This is a genomic window from Margalitia sp. FSL K6-0131 (genome assembly GCF_038008735.1).
Classification (GTDB): Bacteria; Bacillota; Bacilli; order Bacillales; family Bacillaceae_C; genus Margalitia; species Margalitia shackletonii.
Genome location: NZ_JBBOZS010000001.1, coordinates 2,741,458 through 2,758,347, shown reverse-complemented (window position 1 = coordinate 2,758,347; position 16,890 = coordinate 2,741,458). Strand labels below are relative to the sequence as shown.

The window sequence follows — 16,890 nt, the reverse complement described above, 5'->3', positions numbered from 1 at the left end:
AGGGGAGGGATTGAGATGGTACCATTTTATGTGCTTGTCGCTGCTTTTCTGCTGTTCAAGGCTATTGGCTTGATTGGAGTACCCTATTTCGAAGGCTGGCATACCCCGCTTCAAGGGGCGATTGCCGTCCTGCTGCTGCTTACCGCATCCGCTCATTGGGGGAAAAGGCGTCCGGATTTAATCCGTATGGTTCCGCCGGCTTTTCCTAGACCGGATTGGATCGTGACGGCTACCGGACTGCTTGAAATTGCCGGAGCTGTCGGCATTCTGTTTCCGGCCACCTCCAAGGCGGCGTCTTTAGGATTGGCGGCGCTGCTGTTGGCAATGTTCCCCGCAAATTTGCGGGCGGCCAGAGAAAAATTAACGATCGGGGGGAGGCCTGTTCCTAAGCTGATTCCCCGAACTGTGCTTCAAATCGTTTTTCTTACGGCCGTCCTTTTGGCAGGTTGAACCTACTGCATGAAAGAACCGGCTTAAAGAAGAAATATAGTAATTATTTTTGTTGTATTTTGATTAAATTGAGTTTAGGATAAGCAAATGACAAACTTTTCGGGGGCACTATGACCATTTATTTAATTCAATTAGAGGTAATTCCTGATATAGATAATCCAGAAAAAGAAGAATGTGTGGGTGCAATTGTAAACTGTTGGGTTAAATCTATAAGTATGAAATTAGCTTTGAATAGAGCTAAAAACTACCTTAGTAATCAAGATTGGAAAGTAATAAGCATTGAGGAACAATTTATAACCAGTCGAGATATGTATATAGGTGAGACTGAAGAAGATGATGAATTGCTAGAATGCTTCGATGAAGCTATGAGAGATGGAATTTCTGCGATTTTTTATATATTTAGCGAGGAACATGACGAAGAAGATGAAATAGAAACTATGGATTGATTAGTTTCTTATGGCCTCAAATAAAATTTCTTTTCAAATTAAATGATTCTTGAGAAGGAAATCCAAAGGGTATGTATTAAATGTTGATTTTATTTATTAGTTTTTTTTAAAACGGGCATCCTTCTCTTTAAACAAAATCATCTCTTTGAATTGCTTGAACTGAATTTTCATTTAGCACCTCATAGGTGAATTTGAAAAATGTCCATCTACCTACTAATTCTCAATTTCATAACTATGACAAGTGATGATAAGCGTTCAAGACTGCATAAATAAAAAAAGATTGTTCAGAATTATTCTTCAAGTAGCGGCATTCCTTTTATGAGGGATGCTATTTTCTTATTGAAGTAAAGGGGAGGTTAAAAGGAATCTTATATAAACTTTTAGAATTTGTTAATAGATGGTAATAATATTACTCACATAAAGGGGTGTGATTAGGATTGAAGCTGGTGGAGTATACAACAGAAATAGTTTTGATACAAGCAAGTTTCCAAAGAGGATTAGTTATTTAGGATATTTTTTATTTGGGAGTTTTGTCCTTATGCTTATTGCAGGGATAATAATAGGTTTAATTTATAATTAAGTATGGACCAATTTAGTGCAGCTGAACAAAAGATTTTTACCTATATTCAACAAACGGAGTTTAATTGAATATAGTAAAAATCTTTAATGGGCTCTTAAACCTTTATGTGAAATGGAAGACGTACTGTTTTCGAATTCTATGATAAGAACTATTGATTATTTTTATCTGTATTTTTGTTTATTTTTTTTATCAAATATTCAGTTTGAACTTGACCAATTATTGCAGCAATAATTGCGTTTGCGATATTAATGATAATGAACCATTTCAAAACCTTTTTTATTTCATATTTCATCCATACTCACCTTTATTAACAGTTTTTTTACTAGTATCATCAGAAGAAGAACTATTATTCAACAAGTTAATAAAGACTTTATACATGTATAGCCGAGAGTAATGAACTCAAGACCATACAATGAATTAAAGTTCATCGTTCAACTAACCGATGTTTTAGTCCAATAAGTAATGATCAAACTTTATTATAAAAATTGATAGTTAATCAAACCAAGAACCGTCCTTTTGATCAATTAAAATAACGGTTTTTTAATGCTGTTGTATAAGGAAGAAAAGAGAGTTTTTTCAATCTTTATTCTAAATCTACAATTGTTCAAAATGATGTATTTTCCCTGATTTGATTTTTTGCACCACCCTTTCAAGCGATTACGCTAGCTCAAGATAAAATTTTTAAAAATTCAGGATGAATTTGCGGGAGGTTTACGATAAAATCAATTCAGTAAATGTATATTTTTTGGACGAAGAAGGGGAGAAACGCATGAGAATTCACTACATTCAAAATGATCCTATCGTTACCTTAGGATATATAAACAAATGGATTCATGATAAAAATCATACGTTAACTTGTACCAAAATGTATGAAAACGAAACTCTTCCACCATTGAATAGCTTTGATTTACTTATTATTCTTGGCGGAAGAATGGGGGCATATGATGAAGAGGAATTTCCATGGCTAGTAACAGAAAAAAAATTTATTCGTGAAGCTATTGATTGCCATAAATGGGTCCTAGGCATTTGCTTGGGGGTGCAATTGTTAGCTAATGTGCTTGGAAGCAAGGTATATCCGCATTCCCATCAAGAAATCGGCTGGTGGCCAATTTCATTAACGGACGAGGCATTGTCTTCTCCATTCTTAGAGGGTCTTCCGAAAGAAATAGTGGCGTTTGAGCATCATGGGGATACCTTTGATCTTCCCGAAGGTGCAGTTCGACTCGCTACAAGCGGTGGCTGCACGAATCAGGCATTTTCTTATGGGGATCGAGTGATTGGGATACAGTTTCATCCAGAATTTACAAATGAAATGATTCACGGATATAAAAAGGATGCAGAGGGCCAAGTGTTTGCAGGGAAATACTGTCAAGGCCCAAGTGAGTGGATTGATAAGCATTCTAATTTAATTGGTGCAAAAACATTATTATTTACCATACTCAATAATATAGAGAAGGGGATTATGAAACTAGAAGTTTGATTCAGAATAAAAACCAGTGCAATTGCAATATTGCACTGGTTTTCGTCTAGCTTTCCCAATTGATGAATGGTTCTTTTATTAACTGTGGATTTAAACCGAGCTCTTTGGACGCAGCAATAATAAATTCTTTTCGAAAGAAATAGCTTCGGTGATACACGATTTGATTATTTTCTACTTCCTGATACTGAATATCATGGACTACCGGACCTTTATCAGAGTCTGCAAGAACAACAATAACGGCTTTTCCCCATAAAATAAATTCCTTTGCTTTATGGCCGGGTAATCCGTGCGACATCGAACCATTCCTAATTTCATCCTTAGTCACTTCAATAAATCCTAATGCAGCTTCATAATGCACTTGATCACTTATTAGAGCGAGTATCCCTTCCATATCCCCATGATTGAACGCTTTTAAATAAGCTTTAATTACTTCGTTCTTATGATAATCCGTATTTTTCTCCGCTTTGAAAACTCTTGGTCGATTCTTTAATTTTTCCCTCATTCTGCGGATAGTTGCATACACTGCGCCTGGTGTTGTTTTTACTATACTTGCAACCTCGTCAGCTCGAAACTGAAAAACTTCCGTTAGTAAAAATACCGCTGTTTGCCTTGGGGTAAATAGTTGAAAAAGCTCTTCTAATGCCTCTGCCACATCTAAATGGTCTGTAAATTCCTCTGTGGGTGCATGTTCTTCTAATAAGCTGCAGACATTTCGTTTCTCTCTGCGGCAATGATCAATCCATGTGTTGGTAGCGATTCGATATAAATAGGATTTAAGATTTGTAGGGTGCCACCTTTGATACAGTCCTCCCAAAACCTTAAGCATTGTTTCCTGGTACAGGTCTTCTCCGTCCCAAGGGGACCCTGTTAGATAACGGCAATAGCTCCATAAACCTTCTCCAAATTCTCCAATCACATGATCGAATTTTTGATGTAGCTCACGAGATGGTTCATAAAAATTAGTTATTAGTTTCTCCGTCAAAAATTTATCCTCCTTTAATGGTTATTCTTATGTATAACGAATGTCAGTAAGATAATTATACTCTGAATTTAAAAATATTATAAAAAATTTAGGGGAAATATCAGTTCATAGTATATTAATAAAAAACTGGCTGTATTTTTAAAGGATTTACAAGATAAATACAGTATTTATATATGTGGAACTATTTAAAAATGCACGTTTTTATAGGAACTTGTACAATCACTTACGATCATTCAAGAATGTAATATGTAAAACAGTTAGTGAGTGGATCGAATGAAAGCAAGCAAAATTATAAAAACAGGACATACCTTTCTTGGAGTACCTTATGTATTTGATGCTCCTTCATATAGAACGGATATGTTTGACTGCAGTTCATTTATTCAACATATTTTTATGGTTCATGGGATTTCCTTGCCAAGAAATTCCCGTCAGCAATCATTAATTGGAACACGCATTTCACCAAAACAATTACAGAAAGGTGATTTGCTGTTTTTTACCACAAGGAAAAGAAAGCATAAACTTGCAATATATCAAAAATCGGACATGTTGCCCTCTATATTGGAAAAGGCAGAATGCTGCATACGTTTCGCCCGGAAAACAAAGTGACCATTACAAAAATTGATAAGGCGTGGAGTTCTAAGTTTGTACTTGCAAGAAGAATTATATAAAAAATCATTTTGTGGAGGAATATCAATGGATGAAAAATATCCAATAGGAACATTTCAATATGATGGTGAGATAAACCAAATGGTGATCAATAACTGGATAATAGAGATAGAAGACTTACCTAAGCAATTACATGAGGAAGTTAAAGAATTAAATGATAATCAGTTAGATACACCTTATCGAGAAGGGGGATGGACCGTTCGGCAAGTGGTGCATCATATTGCAGATAGTCATTTGAATGCTTATGTCAGAATGAAATTAGCGCTGACGGAGGAAAAACCTACCATAAAACCTTATGAAGAAGGAAAATGGGCGGAGCTTACAGATTATTCTCTACCTGTAGAAATTTCCCTACATTTATTGGAATCTTTGCATCAACGGTGGGGATATCTATTAAGAAATTTAAACAAGTACGATCTTGCAAGAACATTTATCCATCCAGAATTAGGCGAGGTTTCTATTGAAAAAAATATAGGACTGTATGCTTGGCATGGTAAGCATCATCTCGCACATATTACCTCATTATGCAGGAGAATGGGTTGGTAGGATAATTTAATAAATGAAATTTGTGCCAGTACAGGAATTAGGGAATACATGAAGTTTCGTGCATGGGTTTTACCATTGGAAAATTGGCTGGAAAAACAAGTTTGTAAGTATTATAGCTTTGATTTAGATGAAGAGGGATTTTTAATAGAGTAACTATTTAAGGGGAGAGAAATTAGATGGATACTATTTTACCAGGCGGATTAACCATAAAACTTGCATCCGATTCAGATTCTAAGCAAATCATTTACTTACTGAAAGAAACTGCACAGTGGATAAAAAGTAAGAATATTGATCAATGGCAGTATCTGTTAGAAGGAGGCGATGATGAAGAAATCAGTCTAGCTATTTCTAACCAGTTTACTTACAAGGTATTGGAAGGCACTGAACTAATTGGTACGTTTACGCTTTCCCCAACACAAAGTGAGTGGGATATACATATCTTCGGACCAGAAGAAGTTCAAAATTCACTGTATTTACATAGGTTGGCAGTTGCACCGCGCAAAATGGGAAAAGGTATTGGAATGGCCATTATTCAATGGATAAAAGATAATATCCAAACAGATAAAAAGTATTTAAAATTAGATTGTGTGTCACATAACACAAAACTAAATCATTTTTATCAAAAAAATGGATTTGATTATATTGGTGAAACAGATAGTCATAGCAAATATCAAAAAAGGATAAGAGGATGAATTCCCTTTATGAAATCTTCCTCATAATGCGTACAGGCGAGTGCTGAAACAATTTGTCTTTGAACAATATGTACAACAGCAGCAAGATGAACAGCAAACAGACAGTTATGAATATTTCTTTTGAATGCTTTTTCGTCTGTTTATTTTGAAACTGTTCCTTATATTTCAACTGGATTTTTTTCTTTTTGAAATCTAATTTCATATTTCCTCCTAAAAATGAAATATTGTTTATAATCTATTCTCCTTCTTTATAATAAATCCTTGTATAAATATGAATATTTTTCCTCTTTTTAGTTCAGAAATAATTTAGAAGCTAAGAAGAGGAAAGTTGATGTGAGAATTTATGATTAATCCAATAAAGTTCAAAAAAAAGGATTTTAAAAAGAAAAACTATACTATCGTTGATAATAAAATAGAAAATCCCAATAGCAAGCCTAAAGTTACCGTTATAACCCCAGTCTATAATGCGGAAAAATATTTACGGAAAACCATTGAATCTGTTATTTCTCAAACATTGGGAATCGATAATATTGAATATATTTTAGTGGATGATTGCTCGAAGGACAGCTCCAGGGAGATACTTCTAGAGTATTCCTTTAAGTTTCCTACTATTAAGAGTGTCTTATTAAAAGGCAATACAGGAACACCGGGGCATCCGAGAAACATCGGAATTGAATTATCCACAGCGAAATACATTACCTTTTTAGATGCGGATGACTGGCTGGAACCAAATGGACTGGAAATCCTTTTCAATATTTTAGAAGAAACAAATGATGACTATATCGTTGGCAAAACAATCGAGGTACAGCAAAATGGTACGAAAATAGTGGGGGAACATGAATCATGTAAAGAGAGAAGAAACGTGTCTCCATACTCCATCCCTCATATTTTTCAACATTTAGGACCGAGAGCGAGAATGTGCAGGACAGATTTACTGAAAACAAATAAAATATATTTTCCGGAGATGAAATTTGCCGAGGATAAACAGTTTTTTATTGATGTATTAACAGCTTCTAGATCGATATCTACGACAACAGCTCCCATCTATTATTTAAATCGAGTGGATAACAGCGACCGGTTAACGAATCAGACCAATATCCTTCAAAAGACTAATTGTAATTTGAAAGTTATCCAATATGTTATAAAGAAGAATTTAGATGTGGAAAATGAAAAAATGATTTTAAATCGTTTGTATGAATTTGATTCGATTTCAAGATTTTTTAACACGCCTCATTTTCAGAGGACAAGACTCAAATTCATTTATTATTATACCTTTCGAAGAGTGTTAAAAACGGCAAGGTTCCTTAGGTATGAGTTTTCGGAGAATTTTTCAGAACCATTAAATAAAGTGGTGTATGAATTATTTCAAAATAGAAAATATAAGGAGCTTGTAAAGCTTTTGGAATGGAACAAAAAAGAAAAGATAAAGGAGATTCATATTAAAGATAATCTCCCATATGTTAAAGTGCCATTTCTTGATGAGCCATTTAGATATATAAAATTGCCTATGTTTGCTTTAGTAAAAGAAGACAGCACCCTTGAAAATAAATATACCCTTCATTTTAAGGTTTATGGGACCAATATGGTATCCATAACCGACATTATCATCCGAAACTCAAAGGATGTCCTTTTTGAGCACCATTTTGAAGTGGAAATGGAAGAAGACGGAAATGGTAGAGTGATCATTGATCTGGCATTACTGAAACATTTGCCGCCATCCCATTATTCCATTTATTTACGTTTTAATGATTATATGAAAATCAATATCCGCAAGATAGATACGAAACAATCCAAACGATGTTTTCAAAATAGGGACTATATTTTTTATCAAACCAAATATTCAAACGTCGGGTTGAAAATAAAGGGGCAGTAGAGTATTTCATTTCTTATAGAGTTCACAAAATTTTATATAAAAGCCAATGTAATGTGTCATTTTCTCCATACTACTGAAGGGTCCGTTTATAAAATTCTACTGTAGATTCAGCCATTTTAAGTATCTTATTTTGCAGTTCAATTGGTTTAATCACCTTTATTTTGTCAGCAAATCCAAGGACATATCTCTTGGCTTCATCCTCTGTATCAAAAGATAGCTTAACTGGAATCCACTCATCATTCGTTCGGGTTCCGATTTCATTTATACGTACAAAATAACCTGTAAATGTTAATCTCGGTAAGATAGACTCTGCGACCTCTGCATGTACTTCGTAAATAGGTAAATTCTCTAAAAAGGCTTGTGTTGAGGAATTCCAGTAATGTGCAAGGTTAAAGTTTTTTGGTATTTCGAAAGTTTCCTTTATAGGCATTGCATATTGAATACGTGAAGCCCGATAATTTCGAATTTCACCATTTTCTTTGGAGGCAATAAAGTACCATCTGTCGCCCTTCGCAACCAGCCCAAGAGGTTCCACAATCCGCTCATCTGTTTTTCCATCGGCACGAGTATATTCGATTTTTAACTTATTTTCTTTCCATATGGCATTTTTTAGGATTTCAAAGGATACTATTTTTTCTTTTTGTTTTCTCCATGTATTTGTATCAATATGAATGCGATTCCATACCTCTTTTGCGTTTTCACGATATTGTAAAGGAAGAGAAGCGATCAATTTATTTCTAGCATCATCAGATGTCCTGCCTAAATCTAAATCATCCAATAATTGGGCAGAAGGAGAAACAAGTAGAGCATGTATTTCCGATTCTTTTAATCCGGTCAAATCTGTTTGAAATCCTTCTAGTAATGACCATCCGCCCTTTTTACCGCGATCCGCAAAAACCGGAATACCTATACCGCTTAAAGCTTCCATATCTCTATATATGGTTCGTTCAGAAACTTCTAGCTTCTCTGCTAATTCTTTTGCTGTTATCCGCTCTTGTGATTGTAATAACAAAAGAATGGATATCAAGCGATCTCCTCTCATCCAATTCACCTGCACTTTTATTTTTTTTATTTAAATATGACATTAGATGTCAAGAAATGCAATGTACAATGAAAATATCTTATTAGGAAAGGATGAAATAAATGAAACCATTAACTGGAAAAGTTGCATTAGTCACAGGAGGAAGCAGGGGAGCTGGTCGGGCAATTGCTGTTGAATTAGGAAAAGCCGGAGCAACGGTATATGTAACCGGGCGGAGCACGAAAGGAAATTCCACTAATAATTGGCCGGGAACGATAGATGATACCGTTAAACAAATCGAAGCTTATGGAGGAAAGGGTATTGCGATTCGTTGTGATCATCGAAACGATTCGGAAACAGAAGCTGTCATTCAGCAAGTTCGGAAGGAGCAGGGGAAACTAGATATTCTGATTAATAATGTGTGGGGAGCGCATGATCTAGGTGTAGAAGGAGGGGCATTTTGGGAATTGCCATTAGAGCATTGGGATACTATGTTTACTGCCGGTGTTCGGGCTCAATTAGCGACAAATCATTTTGCGATTCCTTTACTCCGTGAAAATACACAAGCCCTCATTATTCACACAACCTTTTGGGACGATAACAAATATACTGGTCAGTTTTATTACGATTTAGCGAAAAATGCATTAATTCGTATGGCTTATAGTCTTTCAATTGAATTACAGCAGGACAATATTGCTGTTCTTGCCGTTTCTCCCGGATTTATGAGAACGGAGCTGGTGTTGAAGCACCATGGATCAGATGAGGAACATTGGCAAGAGTCCGAAGAATTAAGGTTTACCGAAACTCCTTATTATGTTGGACGTGGAATAGCAGCGTTAGCAAAGGACCCAGATGTCATGAAAAAAACAGGACTAGTATTAAAAGCAGGTGATTTAGCCAAAGAATATCAGTTTACCGATATAGATGGGCGATATATCCCACCGTTTTCAATATAAATGATGGTTTCCAGAGAAAATTCGGTGGAAAAGGATGAATCCTAAATCCTTTTCCGTCTTATTCAAACTGACTTTGCTTTCATAAAAAAAGTGGCACACATAGAATGTGTACCTCAAAATATGCTTAACTTGCAAGCTGTGCTTTTTCTTGTTTCACTTTTTTCGTTTCTTGTCCTTTTAGACCGTTGAAGACAAGGTTTAAAACAATCGCTACAATGCTGCCAGATACAATTCCGCTGCCAAGAATCAAACGAATGGATTCAGGAAGCTTAGAAAGTACATCTGGAGCGATAGAAATACCTACTCCAATCGCAATAGAAGAAGCGATGATGAACATGTTTTCAATTCTGTTAAAATCAACTTGTGCAAGTTGGCGTACACCAGAGGCAACCACCATACCAAACATTGGAATCATCGCACCGCCTAATACCGGATTTGGAATAATGGTAGTAAGAGCTGCTACTTTAGGTAAAAGGCCAAGAGCCATAATAATTACACAAGCAGAGAATACAACTTTACGAGATTTTACTCCAGTTAGAGCGACTAACCCAACGTTTTGGGAATAAGTTGTGTATGGGAAGGCTTGAAAAATACCGCCGATAACCTGAGCAAGACCCTCAGAACGAAGTCCTAGCTTAACATCTTTTCCTTCAATTTTTTTCCCAACGATATCACCTAATGCAAAGAATACTCCTGTTGATTCAATCATACTGACGATTCCAACTAGAACCATACTAAGAATAGCAGATATATGGAAGGTTGGAGCTCCAAAGCGGAATGGGTGCACCATATGGAACCATGATGCTTTACCGACAACAGAGTAATCAACAAGTCCCATAAAGGATGCAACCACTGTGCCAAGAATTAGGGAAAGCAGAATGGAAATCATTTTTAAATAGCCTTTGAAAAATTTATTCATAATAACGATAGACACAAATGTAATGGTTGCTAATAAAAGATTTGTTCCGCTTGCATACCCAGGTGTATTTGCTGTACCTGTAATATCTCCAAATGCCGCACTAATCAAAGATGCACCGATTATGGTAACTACTGATCCTGTAACGACTGGCGGGAAAAACTTTACAATTTTATCCATGAATTGCGCTAAAATAAATACAACGATACCAGAAACAATAATCGCTCCATATATGGCCGTAATCCCGGAAGTTTTTCCGATAGCAATCATCGGACCGACTGCTTGGAAAGCACATCCCAATAATATCGGCAGTTTAATACCGAAATATTTTCCGCCAACGACTTGAAGCAGGGAAGCGACTCCGCAGCAAAATAAATCGATAGAGATTAAATACGTTAATTGCTCAGCAGTCATTCCGATAGCTGGGCCAACAATTAACGGCACTACCACTGCACCTGCATACATAGCGAGCACGTGCTGGAAACCAAGCGCTCCAAATTTCCAAAAACCTAATTTCTTCTTCACGTTGACCTCTCCTTTAATCTTCTATGAATTCAACTGTATGATTGGTAAGGCTTTTGATTCTTGCAAGGGATAAAACATCGAAGCCTGCATCTTTCAGCTTCCTGCCGCCTTCTTGAAACGATTTTTCGATGACAATTCCGATTCCCACAACTTCAGCACCTGCCTGTTTGACAATGGATGCAAGTCCAAGCGCTGCTTCACCGTGTGCCAAAAAATCATCAATGATGAGTACTTTGTCATCGGTAGAAAGAAAAGATTTACCGATATGAATCTCATTTTCTATTTGTTTCGTAAAAGAGAATACTCTTTCTACCCAAACATCGCCCTTCATGGTCATCGGCTTTTGTTTTTTCGCGAATACCATTGGAACTCCTAATTCCATCGCTGTTGTAAGAGCCGGAGGGATTCCGGATGATTCTAGAGTCAACACTTTCGTCACATTCTTGTTTTTAAAATAAGAAGCAAACTCTTTTCCCATATCAAATGTTAGTTGCGGATCAATTTGATGATTTAGAAAAGAATCGACTTTTAATACTCCGTCTGAAATGACTCGTCCTTCTGAGATAATTTTTTCTTTTAGACTTTGCATGCTGCACCTCCGAGAAAAATAAAAGACCTCGTAGAAAACTTTTACAAGTGAAAAGTTTCTACGAGGTCATACATACACCACGTCAAATAAACTTTCACTCGTAGTCAGTCCATTTACGGTGGACCGGTAGAAACTTGCAGACCGTATCTCTGCGATTATACGAGATGAATCATTCGTGTTTTTTGATTAGTATAAGACAAAATCCCTCTTTTGAAAAGAGTTTTTTTGCAGAAAACGAATTTTCTATATAATTCAGATAGTATTATTAGGAAATAAGGTGAATTGTTGTAAACGCTTATTTATTTGATTTCATTTAACTTTTCGATAATATTAATAGTAACGAAAATATTCTGCTTTCATGGAGGATATCAACTATGGCAAGAACAAGATATACAAATCCAAATGGCGATAGAAACGTCAATTCCTTTAGAAGATTGATGCGATGGCAAAGGGAGCGCCGAAAAAAGATAAAGGATTTGTCTTATGTCGTTCCGCAAGAAGAGGATAAAAAGGATACTTATCTGCAAAAGAATAGGGAAGACACTACCATCACTTGGATTGGGCATTCATCCTTTCTGATTCAAATGAACGGGTTAAATATTGTAACGGATATTGTTTGGGCTAAGAGAATGGGGTTTGATATTAGACTTGCTGAACCTGGCTTGAATCCTGAACAAATGCCGGAAATGGATGTGGTTTTAATCTCACACAGCCATTATGATCACTTGGATATTCCTTCTTTAAGGAAGTTGAAAGGAAACCCGGTATTTTTAGCTCCAGTTGGACTAAAAAACTTTTTAGAGAGAAGAAAATTTTCACCTGTGAAAGAATTTAACTGGTGGGACTCAACCACCATTAAAAACGTTACATTTACGTTCGTTCCTTCCAAACACTGGACAAAGAGAACCTTAACGGATACGAATACTTCCCATTGGGGAGGATGGGTGTTGGAAGGTAGAGGGAAGACTATCTATTTTGCAGGGGATAGCGGATATTTTGATGGTTTTAAGGAAATTGGGGAAAAATTCAAGATTGACTATGCATTAATCCCAATTGGCGCATATGAACCGGAATGGTTTATGTCTGCTCAACATATAAATCCTGAAGAAGCTGTTCAGGTATTTTTAGATGTACAGGCAAAAGTGTTTATTCCTATGCATTATGGTGCTTTTCGTTTGGCAGATGATACTCCGAAAGAAGCATTAGATCGTTTAATGGATGCATGGGAAAAGCAAGAAATAGATAAATCGTCTTTAGCGATTCTAAAATTGGGGGAAACGTTGACTATTTGAAATAATGATTAACATTTCTCCTAGCTTTTTTTAAAATTTTCCTTTTAATTAGGATTGTCATAAAAGATGGACTGTGCTATTCTTAGTATGTAATCGGTTACATATATAGGGGTGATAGAGCTGGCAACAATACGAGATGTAGCGAAAGAAGCAGGAGTATCCGTCGCGACGGTTTCCCGGGTGTTAAATGAAACCGGTTACGTGCATGAAGATACGAAAAAGGCTGTTACCTCAGCAATAGAAAAGCTAAATTATAGTCCAAACGAAGTGGCGCGTTCCCTTTATACACGAAAATCTAAGTTAATCGGGTTATTGCTCCCAGATATAACAAACCCATTTTTCCCATTGTTAGCGCGGGGAGTGGAGGATGAATTGCGATTGCATGATTTCCGCTTAATCTTTGGAAATACGGATGAAAACGCGGAGAAAGAACAGGATTATATTCAAACCTTTCAGCAAAATAATGTCATCGGAATCATTTCTATGACCAATCAATTAAGTAAAGCAACCTATCAGGATTTATCCATCCCGGTTGTTTTTCTTGATCGAACATCTTCCAGTCTTCCTTCTGTATATGCAGATGGCAAAGAAGGCGGACGGATTGCTGCAATGGAAATGTTAAAAAGGGGAAGCAGACGAATCACTTTGATTAAAGGACCTTCGCATATACAAACGGCACAAGATCGATTTAAAGGCTCTCTTGAAGTTTTAAGTGCTTCAGAAGTTGATTTTTATGTGATGTCAACGTCTTCTTTTTCCTTTACAGAAGCGGAAAAATGGGCAAAAGAGCTTTTCGGCAAATATGAAGATACCGACGGAGTAATCGCAAGTAACGATATTGTTGCAACAGCGGTTATACATGAAGCATTGCGAATGGGAAAGTCGATTCCAAATGATATACAAATTATCGGGTTTGATGATATTCCCCACAGCAGCTTGTTATTTCCGCCTTTATCAACGATACGACAGCCTGCTTATGAAATGGGCAGAGAAGCTGCAAAATTATTAATGAAATTAATGAAGAATAATCAAATGAAAGAAAATAGTATACAATTACCTGTTACATTCATCGAAAGAAGTACAACTAGAAAGGTTGATGATTATGTCTAAACTAGTCGTAATTGGGAGTTCTTCCATGGATTTGGTCGTTTCTGCTGCGAAACGACCTAGTGCAGGGGAAACCATTATTGGGGATTCCTTTAAAACGGTTCCTGGAGGAAAAGGAGCGAATCAAGCCGTTGCAGCAGCTAGATTAGGTGCAGATGTTTTGATGATTGGATGCGTTGGAAAGGACAATTACGGGAAAGCCATTTTAGATAATTTTAAGAAAAATAATGTTCGCATCGATTATGTGGAACCGGTTACATATTATGATACCGGAACAGCACACATCATTCTTGCAGAAGGTGACAACAGTATCATCGTCGTAAAAGGGGCAAATGACTTGCTGACTCCTGACTATATTGATAAAGCAAAAGATGTGATTCAAGCTGCCGATATCGTCTTGATCCAGCAGGAAATACCGGAGGAAACCGTTGAATATGTCGCTGAACTGTGTCATAGCTTTCAAGTTCCTTTATTATTAAACCCTGCACCTGCAAGGGAAATTAGTCAAAATGTGATTGAAAAAGCTGCCTATCTTACGCCAAATGAACATGAGGTCACCATCTTATTTAAGGGTTTGACAAAAGATGAAGCACTGAAAAAATATCCAAACAAGCTTTTTATTACAGAAGGAAAACGGGGAGTTCGATATTTCGACGGGGAAAAGGAAGTTCTTGTCCCTTCATATAAAGTGGAGGCAGTGGATACAACAGGTGCCGGTGATACTTTTAATGCTGCATTTGCCGTTGCATTGTCGGAAGGAAAAAGCGTGAAAGAAAGCTTACAGTTCGCTAATCGCGCAGCATCCCTTTCGGTTACGAAGTTTGGGGCACAAGGCGGGATGCCAACAAGAGATGAGGTAGAGAGGAAATTACAAGCATGAAACGACATGGAATGTTAAATAGTCATATTTCAAAAATATTAACGGATCTTGGGCATACAGATCAGATTGTCATTGCCGACGCAGGATTACCCATTCCGGAAGGCGTTCTCAAAATTGACTTATCTTTAAAGCTAGGAACTCCTAGTTTTAAAGAGGTTGTATCTGTCATCGCGGATGACATGGTAATTGAAAAGATTGTCATTGCGAGTGAAATGGAAACACAAAATCCTGCAACCTATCAATTTATGAATAAACACTTTCCGAAAGTTTTAAAGGAAAAGGTATCCCACGAAACATTAAAAGATCTAACTAGAAATGCAAAGGCGGTTATTCGAACCGGTGAAGCTACACCATATGCTAATTGTATTTTACAGGCAGGGGTTATTTTTTAAAAAGGGGTGAAACCAATGAAAATCTCTATGCGGAATATTCATAAAACTTTTGGCGCCAATCAAGTATTAACCGGTGTTAACTTTGAGCTTCAACAAGGAGAAGTCCATGCACTGATGGGAGAAAATGGCGCAGGGAAATCAACGCTTATGAATATTCTTACTGGTTTACATAAAATGGATCAAGGAAGCATTATGATTGACGGCAAGGAAACAAGCTACAGTAATCCAAAAGTTGCCGAGGAGTCCGGTATAACCTTTATTCATCAGGAATTGAATATTTGGCCGGATATGACCGTTTTGGAAAATCTATTTATCGGGAAAGAACGAAAAAACGCATTTGGCTTTTTAAAAATGCAAGAAATGAAAACGCTAGCAAAGGAACAATTTGAGAAATTATCCGTTTCAATCCCATTGGATAAAGAAGCAGGTCAATGTTCCGTTGGCCAGCAGCAAATGATTGAAATCGCTAAAGCTTTATTGACAGATGCGAAAGTTATTATTATGGACGAGCCGACTGCTGCACTTACGGAAAGGGAAATTCAAAAGTTATTTGAAGTAATTGCTGCACTGAAAAAAGAAGGCGTTTCCATTGTTTATATTTCCCATCGTATGGAAGAAATTTTTACAATATGTGATCGAATTACGGTCATGAGAGATGGAAAAACAGTTGATACAAAAAAAATTCCCGAAACCAGCTTTGATGAAGTGGTACGAAAAATGGTTGGACGGGAGCTGACAGAAAGATATCCTGAACGAAATCCAGCCTTAGGCAAAACCATTTTTGAGGTAAAGAATTTATCGCGAAGCGGTGTTTTTGAAAATGTCGATTTTTCCGTAAAGTCAGGTGAAATTATTGGTTTTTCAGGCTTAATGGGTTCCGGAAGAACGGAGATTATGAGAGCCATATTCGGTTTAGATTCACTAGATTCAGGTGAAATTTGGATGGATGGAAATAAGGTATCTATCAAAAAGCCTCATCAAGCTATTAATCTCGGCATCGGATTCATAACAGAGGATCGAAAGGATGAAGGGCTCATTTTAGATTTTTCCATCACTGAAAATATGGTATTGCCTAGCTTAAAAAGCTTTGCTCCAAAAGGATTTATGCAAGAAAAAAGTGAACGTGAGTTTGTCAATATGCTGATTAAACGATTAACGGTAAAAACAGAGACAGCCTCTACGAGAGTTGGAAGTCTTTCAGGCGGGAATCAGCAAAAGGTTGTTATCGCAAAATGGGTAGGAATTGCTCCAAAGGTTTTGATTATGGATGAACCAACACGAGGTGTGGATGTTGGGGCAAAAAGAGAAATTTATGAATTGATGAATGAACTAACTCAGCGAGGGGTGGCCATCATTATGGTTTCCTCGGAGCTTCCGGAAATTCTCGGAATGAGCGACCGAATATATGTCGTTCATGAAGGCAAAATCAGCGGAGAGTTAAAGAAAGAAGAGGCAACGCAAGAAAGAATCATGACATTAGCAACGGGAGGTCAGTAA

The 16,890-nt window shown here is 36.7% G+C and carries 19 protein-coding genes and 1 riboswitch; of the genes, 14 read left to right on the top strand and 5 right to left on the bottom strand.

Annotated elements, in window-relative coordinates; genetic code table 11:
- Nucleotides 1-15 precede the first annotated feature (15 nt).
- The gene (locus tag NSQ59_RS13470) at nt 16-450 is read left to right on the top strand and encodes a DoxX family protein (protein ID WP_340831690.1); all 435 of its coding nucleotides are present in this window, start codon (nt 16-18) and stop codon (nt 448-450) included.
- Nucleotides 451-560: 110 nt separating this feature from the next.
- Complete coding sequence (locus tag NSQ59_RS13465; RefSeq protein ID WP_340831688.1) at nt 561-896, top strand: hypothetical protein; 336 nt, start codon at nt 561-563, stop codon at nt 894-896.
- 728 nt (nt 897-1,624) lie between these two features.
- On the opposite strand, the gene NSQ59_RS13460 is transcribed toward NSQ59_RS13465, so the two are convergent.
- Nucleotides 1,625-1,768, bottom strand: a complete 144-nt coding sequence (locus NSQ59_RS13460) for a hypothetical protein (RefSeq protein ID WP_340831686.1) — start codon at nt 1,766-1,768, stop codon at nt 1,625-1,627.
- Nucleotides 1,769-2,245: 477 nt separating this feature from the next.
- Here NSQ59_RS13460 and NSQ59_RS13455 point away from each other — a divergent pair, with 477 nt between their 5' ends.
- The gene (locus tag NSQ59_RS13455; RefSeq protein WP_340831684.1) at nt 2,246-2,956 is read left to right on the top strand and encodes a type 1 glutamine amidotransferase; all 711 of its coding nucleotides are present in this window, start codon (nt 2,246-2,248) and stop codon (nt 2,954-2,956) included.
- Between the two features lie 46 nt (nt 2,957-3,002).
- On the opposite strand, the gene NSQ59_RS13450 is transcribed toward NSQ59_RS13455, so the two are convergent.
- Nucleotides 3,003-3,938, bottom strand: coding sequence for an RNA polymerase sigma factor (locus tag NSQ59_RS13450; protein WP_340831682.1), 936 nt, complete (start codon nt 3,936-3,938; stop codon nt 3,003-3,005).
- Nucleotides 3,939-4,211: 273 nt separating this feature from the next.
- On the opposite strand from NSQ59_RS13450, the gene NSQ59_RS13445 reads away from it, so the two are divergent.
- The 5 genes from NSQ59_RS13445 to NSQ59_RS13430 all read left to right on the top strand — a co-directional run bounded on the left by NSQ59_RS13445 (nt 4,212) and on the right by NSQ59_RS13430 (nt 7,715).
- On the top strand, nt 4,212-4,544 hold the full coding sequence (locus NSQ59_RS13445; RefSeq protein WP_340831680.1) for a C40 family peptidase: 333 nt from the start codon (nt 4,212-4,214) through the stop codon (nt 4,542-4,544).
- Entirely contained in the window at nt 4,511-4,606 is a 96-nt protein-coding gene (locus tag NSQ59_RS27925; RefSeq protein ID WP_445669209.1) for a hypothetical protein, read from the top strand. The genes NSQ59_RS13445 and NSQ59_RS27925 overlap by 34 nt, the downstream gene beginning before the upstream one ends.
- Nucleotides 4,607-4,631: 25 nt before the next feature.
- Nucleotides 4,632-5,150 carry a YfiT family bacillithiol transferase gene (locus NSQ59_RS13440; protein ID WP_340831679.1) on the top strand — a complete coding sequence of 173 codons (519 nt, stop codon included), beginning with the start codon at nt 4,632-4,634 and terminating at the stop codon, nt 5,148-5,150.
- A 176-nt stretch (nt 5,151-5,326) separates the two neighbouring features.
- Nucleotides 5,327-5,842: a GNAT family N-acetyltransferase gene (locus NSQ59_RS13435; RefSeq protein WP_340831678.1), complete on the top strand. Its 516-nt coding sequence runs from the start codon at nt 5,327-5,329 to the stop codon at nt 5,840-5,842.
- A gap of 343 nt (nt 5,843-6,185) precedes the next feature.
- Nucleotides 6,186-7,715, top strand: coding sequence for a glycosyltransferase family 2 protein (locus NSQ59_RS13430; protein ID WP_340831677.1), 1,530 nt, complete (start codon nt 6,186-6,188; stop codon nt 7,713-7,715).
- A 70-nt stretch (nt 7,716-7,785) separates the two neighbouring features.
- Here the strand turns inward: NSQ59_RS13430 and NSQ59_RS13425 are convergent, their stop codons facing one another.
- On the bottom strand, nt 7,786-8,757 hold the full coding sequence (locus tag NSQ59_RS13425) for a helix-turn-helix transcriptional regulator (protein ID WP_340831675.1): 972 nt from the start codon (nt 8,755-8,757) through the stop codon (nt 7,786-7,788).
- 101 nt (nt 8,758-8,858) lie between these two features.
- Between NSQ59_RS13425 and NSQ59_RS13420 the strand changes: the two genes are divergently transcribed.
- Nucleotides 8,859-9,692: an SDR family NAD(P)-dependent oxidoreductase gene (locus tag NSQ59_RS13420; protein ID WP_340831673.1), complete on the top strand. Its 834-nt coding sequence runs from the start codon at nt 8,859-8,861 to the stop codon at nt 9,690-9,692.
- A gap of 124 nt (nt 9,693-9,816) precedes the next feature.
- Here the strand turns inward: NSQ59_RS13420 and NSQ59_RS13415 are convergent, their stop codons facing one another.
- Both NSQ59_RS13415 and NSQ59_RS13410 read right to left on the bottom strand, forming a co-directional pair.
- The gene (locus NSQ59_RS13415; RefSeq protein WP_083489324.1) at nt 9,817-11,133 is read right to left on the bottom strand and encodes a nucleobase:cation symporter-2 family protein; all 1,317 of its coding nucleotides are present in this window, start codon (nt 11,131-11,133) and stop codon (nt 9,817-9,819) included.
- 13 nt (nt 11,134-11,146) lie between these two features.
- Complete coding sequence (locus tag NSQ59_RS13410; protein WP_055739832.1) at nt 11,147-11,722, bottom strand: xanthine phosphoribosyltransferase; 576 nt, start codon at nt 11,720-11,722, stop codon at nt 11,147-11,149.
- 81 nt (nt 11,723-11,803) lie between these two features.
- Nucleotides 11,804-11,905: riboswitch (purine riboswitch) on the bottom strand.
- Nucleotides 11,906-12,096: 191 nt separating this feature from the next.
- Here NSQ59_RS13410 and NSQ59_RS13405 point away from each other — a divergent pair.
- The 5 genes from NSQ59_RS13405 (at nt 12,097) to NSQ59_RS13385 (ending at nt 16,890) form a co-directional block, all read left to right on the top strand.
- Nucleotides 12,097-13,014 carry an MBL fold metallo-hydrolase gene (locus NSQ59_RS13405; RefSeq protein ID WP_340831669.1) on the top strand — a complete coding sequence of 306 codons (918 nt, stop codon included), beginning with the start codon at nt 12,097-12,099 and terminating at the stop codon, nt 13,012-13,014.
- Nucleotides 13,015-13,134: 120 nt separating this feature from the next.
- Nucleotides 13,135-14,124, top strand: a complete 990-nt coding sequence (locus NSQ59_RS13400; RefSeq protein WP_055741224.1) for a LacI family DNA-binding transcriptional regulator — start codon at nt 13,135-13,137, stop codon at nt 14,122-14,124.
- A complete protein-coding gene (rbsK, locus tag NSQ59_RS13395; protein ID WP_340831667.1) occupies nt 14,117-15,001 on the top strand; it encodes a ribokinase in 885 nt (294 codons plus the stop codon). Before NSQ59_RS13400 ends, rbsK begins: the two co-directional genes overlap by 8 nt.
- On the top strand, nt 14,998-15,393 hold the full coding sequence (gene rbsD, locus NSQ59_RS13390) for a D-ribose pyranase (RefSeq protein ID WP_126649647.1): 396 nt from the start codon (nt 14,998-15,000) through the stop codon (nt 15,391-15,393). Before rbsK ends, rbsD begins: the two co-directional genes overlap by 4 nt.
- Nucleotides 15,394-15,408: 15 nt before the next feature.
- Nucleotides 15,409-16,890: a sugar ABC transporter ATP-binding protein gene (locus NSQ59_RS13385; RefSeq protein ID WP_340831665.1), complete on the top strand. Its 1,482-nt coding sequence runs from the start codon at nt 15,409-15,411 to the stop codon at nt 16,888-16,890.

Coding starts and splice junctions, on each gene's coding strand:
- NSQ59_RS13470 (WP_340831690.1), top strand. CDS start 16: ATGGTACCATTTTATGTGCTTGTCGCTGCTTTTCTGCTGTTCAAGGCT.
- NSQ59_RS13465 (WP_340831688.1), top strand. CDS start 561: ATGACCATTTATTTAATTCAATTAGAGGTAATTCCTGATATAGATAAT.
- NSQ59_RS13460 (WP_340831686.1), bottom strand. CDS start 1,768: ATGAAATATGAAATAAAAAAGGTTTTGAAATGGTTCATTATCATTAAT.
- NSQ59_RS13455 (WP_340831684.1), top strand. CDS start 2,246: ATGAGAATTCACTACATTCAAAATGATCCTATCGTTACCTTAGGATAT.
- NSQ59_RS13445 (WP_340831680.1), top strand. CDS start 4,212: ATGAAAGCAAGCAAAATTATAAAAACAGGACATACCTTTCTTGGAGTA.
- NSQ59_RS27925 (WP_445669209.1), top strand. CDS start 4,511: ATGCTGCATACGTTTCGCCCGGAAAACAAAGTGACCATTACAAAAATT.
- NSQ59_RS13440 (WP_340831679.1), top strand. CDS start 4,632: ATGGATGAAAAATATCCAATAGGAACATTTCAATATGATGGTGAGATA.
- NSQ59_RS13435 (WP_340831678.1), top strand. CDS start 5,327: ATGGATACTATTTTACCAGGCGGATTAACCATAAAACTTGCATCCGAT.
- NSQ59_RS13430 (WP_340831677.1), top strand. CDS start 6,186: ATGATTAATCCAATAAAGTTCAAAAAAAAGGATTTTAAAAAGAAAAAC.
- NSQ59_RS13425 (WP_340831675.1), bottom strand. CDS start 8,757: ATGAGAGGAGATCGCTTGATATCCATTCTTTTGTTATTACAATCACAA.
- NSQ59_RS13420 (WP_340831673.1), top strand. CDS start 8,859: ATGAAACCATTAACTGGAAAAGTTGCATTAGTCACAGGAGGAAGCAGG.
- NSQ59_RS13410 (WP_055739832.1), bottom strand. CDS start 11,722: ATGCAAAGTCTAAAAGAAAAAATTATCTCAGAAGGACGAGTCATTTCA.
- NSQ59_RS13405 (WP_340831669.1), top strand. CDS start 12,097: ATGGCAAGAACAAGATATACAAATCCAAATGGCGATAGAAACGTCAAT.
- rbsK (WP_340831667.1), top strand. CDS start 14,117: ATGTCTAAACTAGTCGTAATTGGGAGTTCTTCCATGGATTTGGTCGTT.
- rbsD (WP_126649647.1), top strand. CDS start 14,998: ATGAAACGACATGGAATGTTAAATAGTCATATTTCAAAAATATTAACG.
- NSQ59_RS13385 (WP_340831665.1), top strand. CDS start 15,409: ATGAAAATCTCTATGCGGAATATTCATAAAACTTTTGGCGCCAATCAA.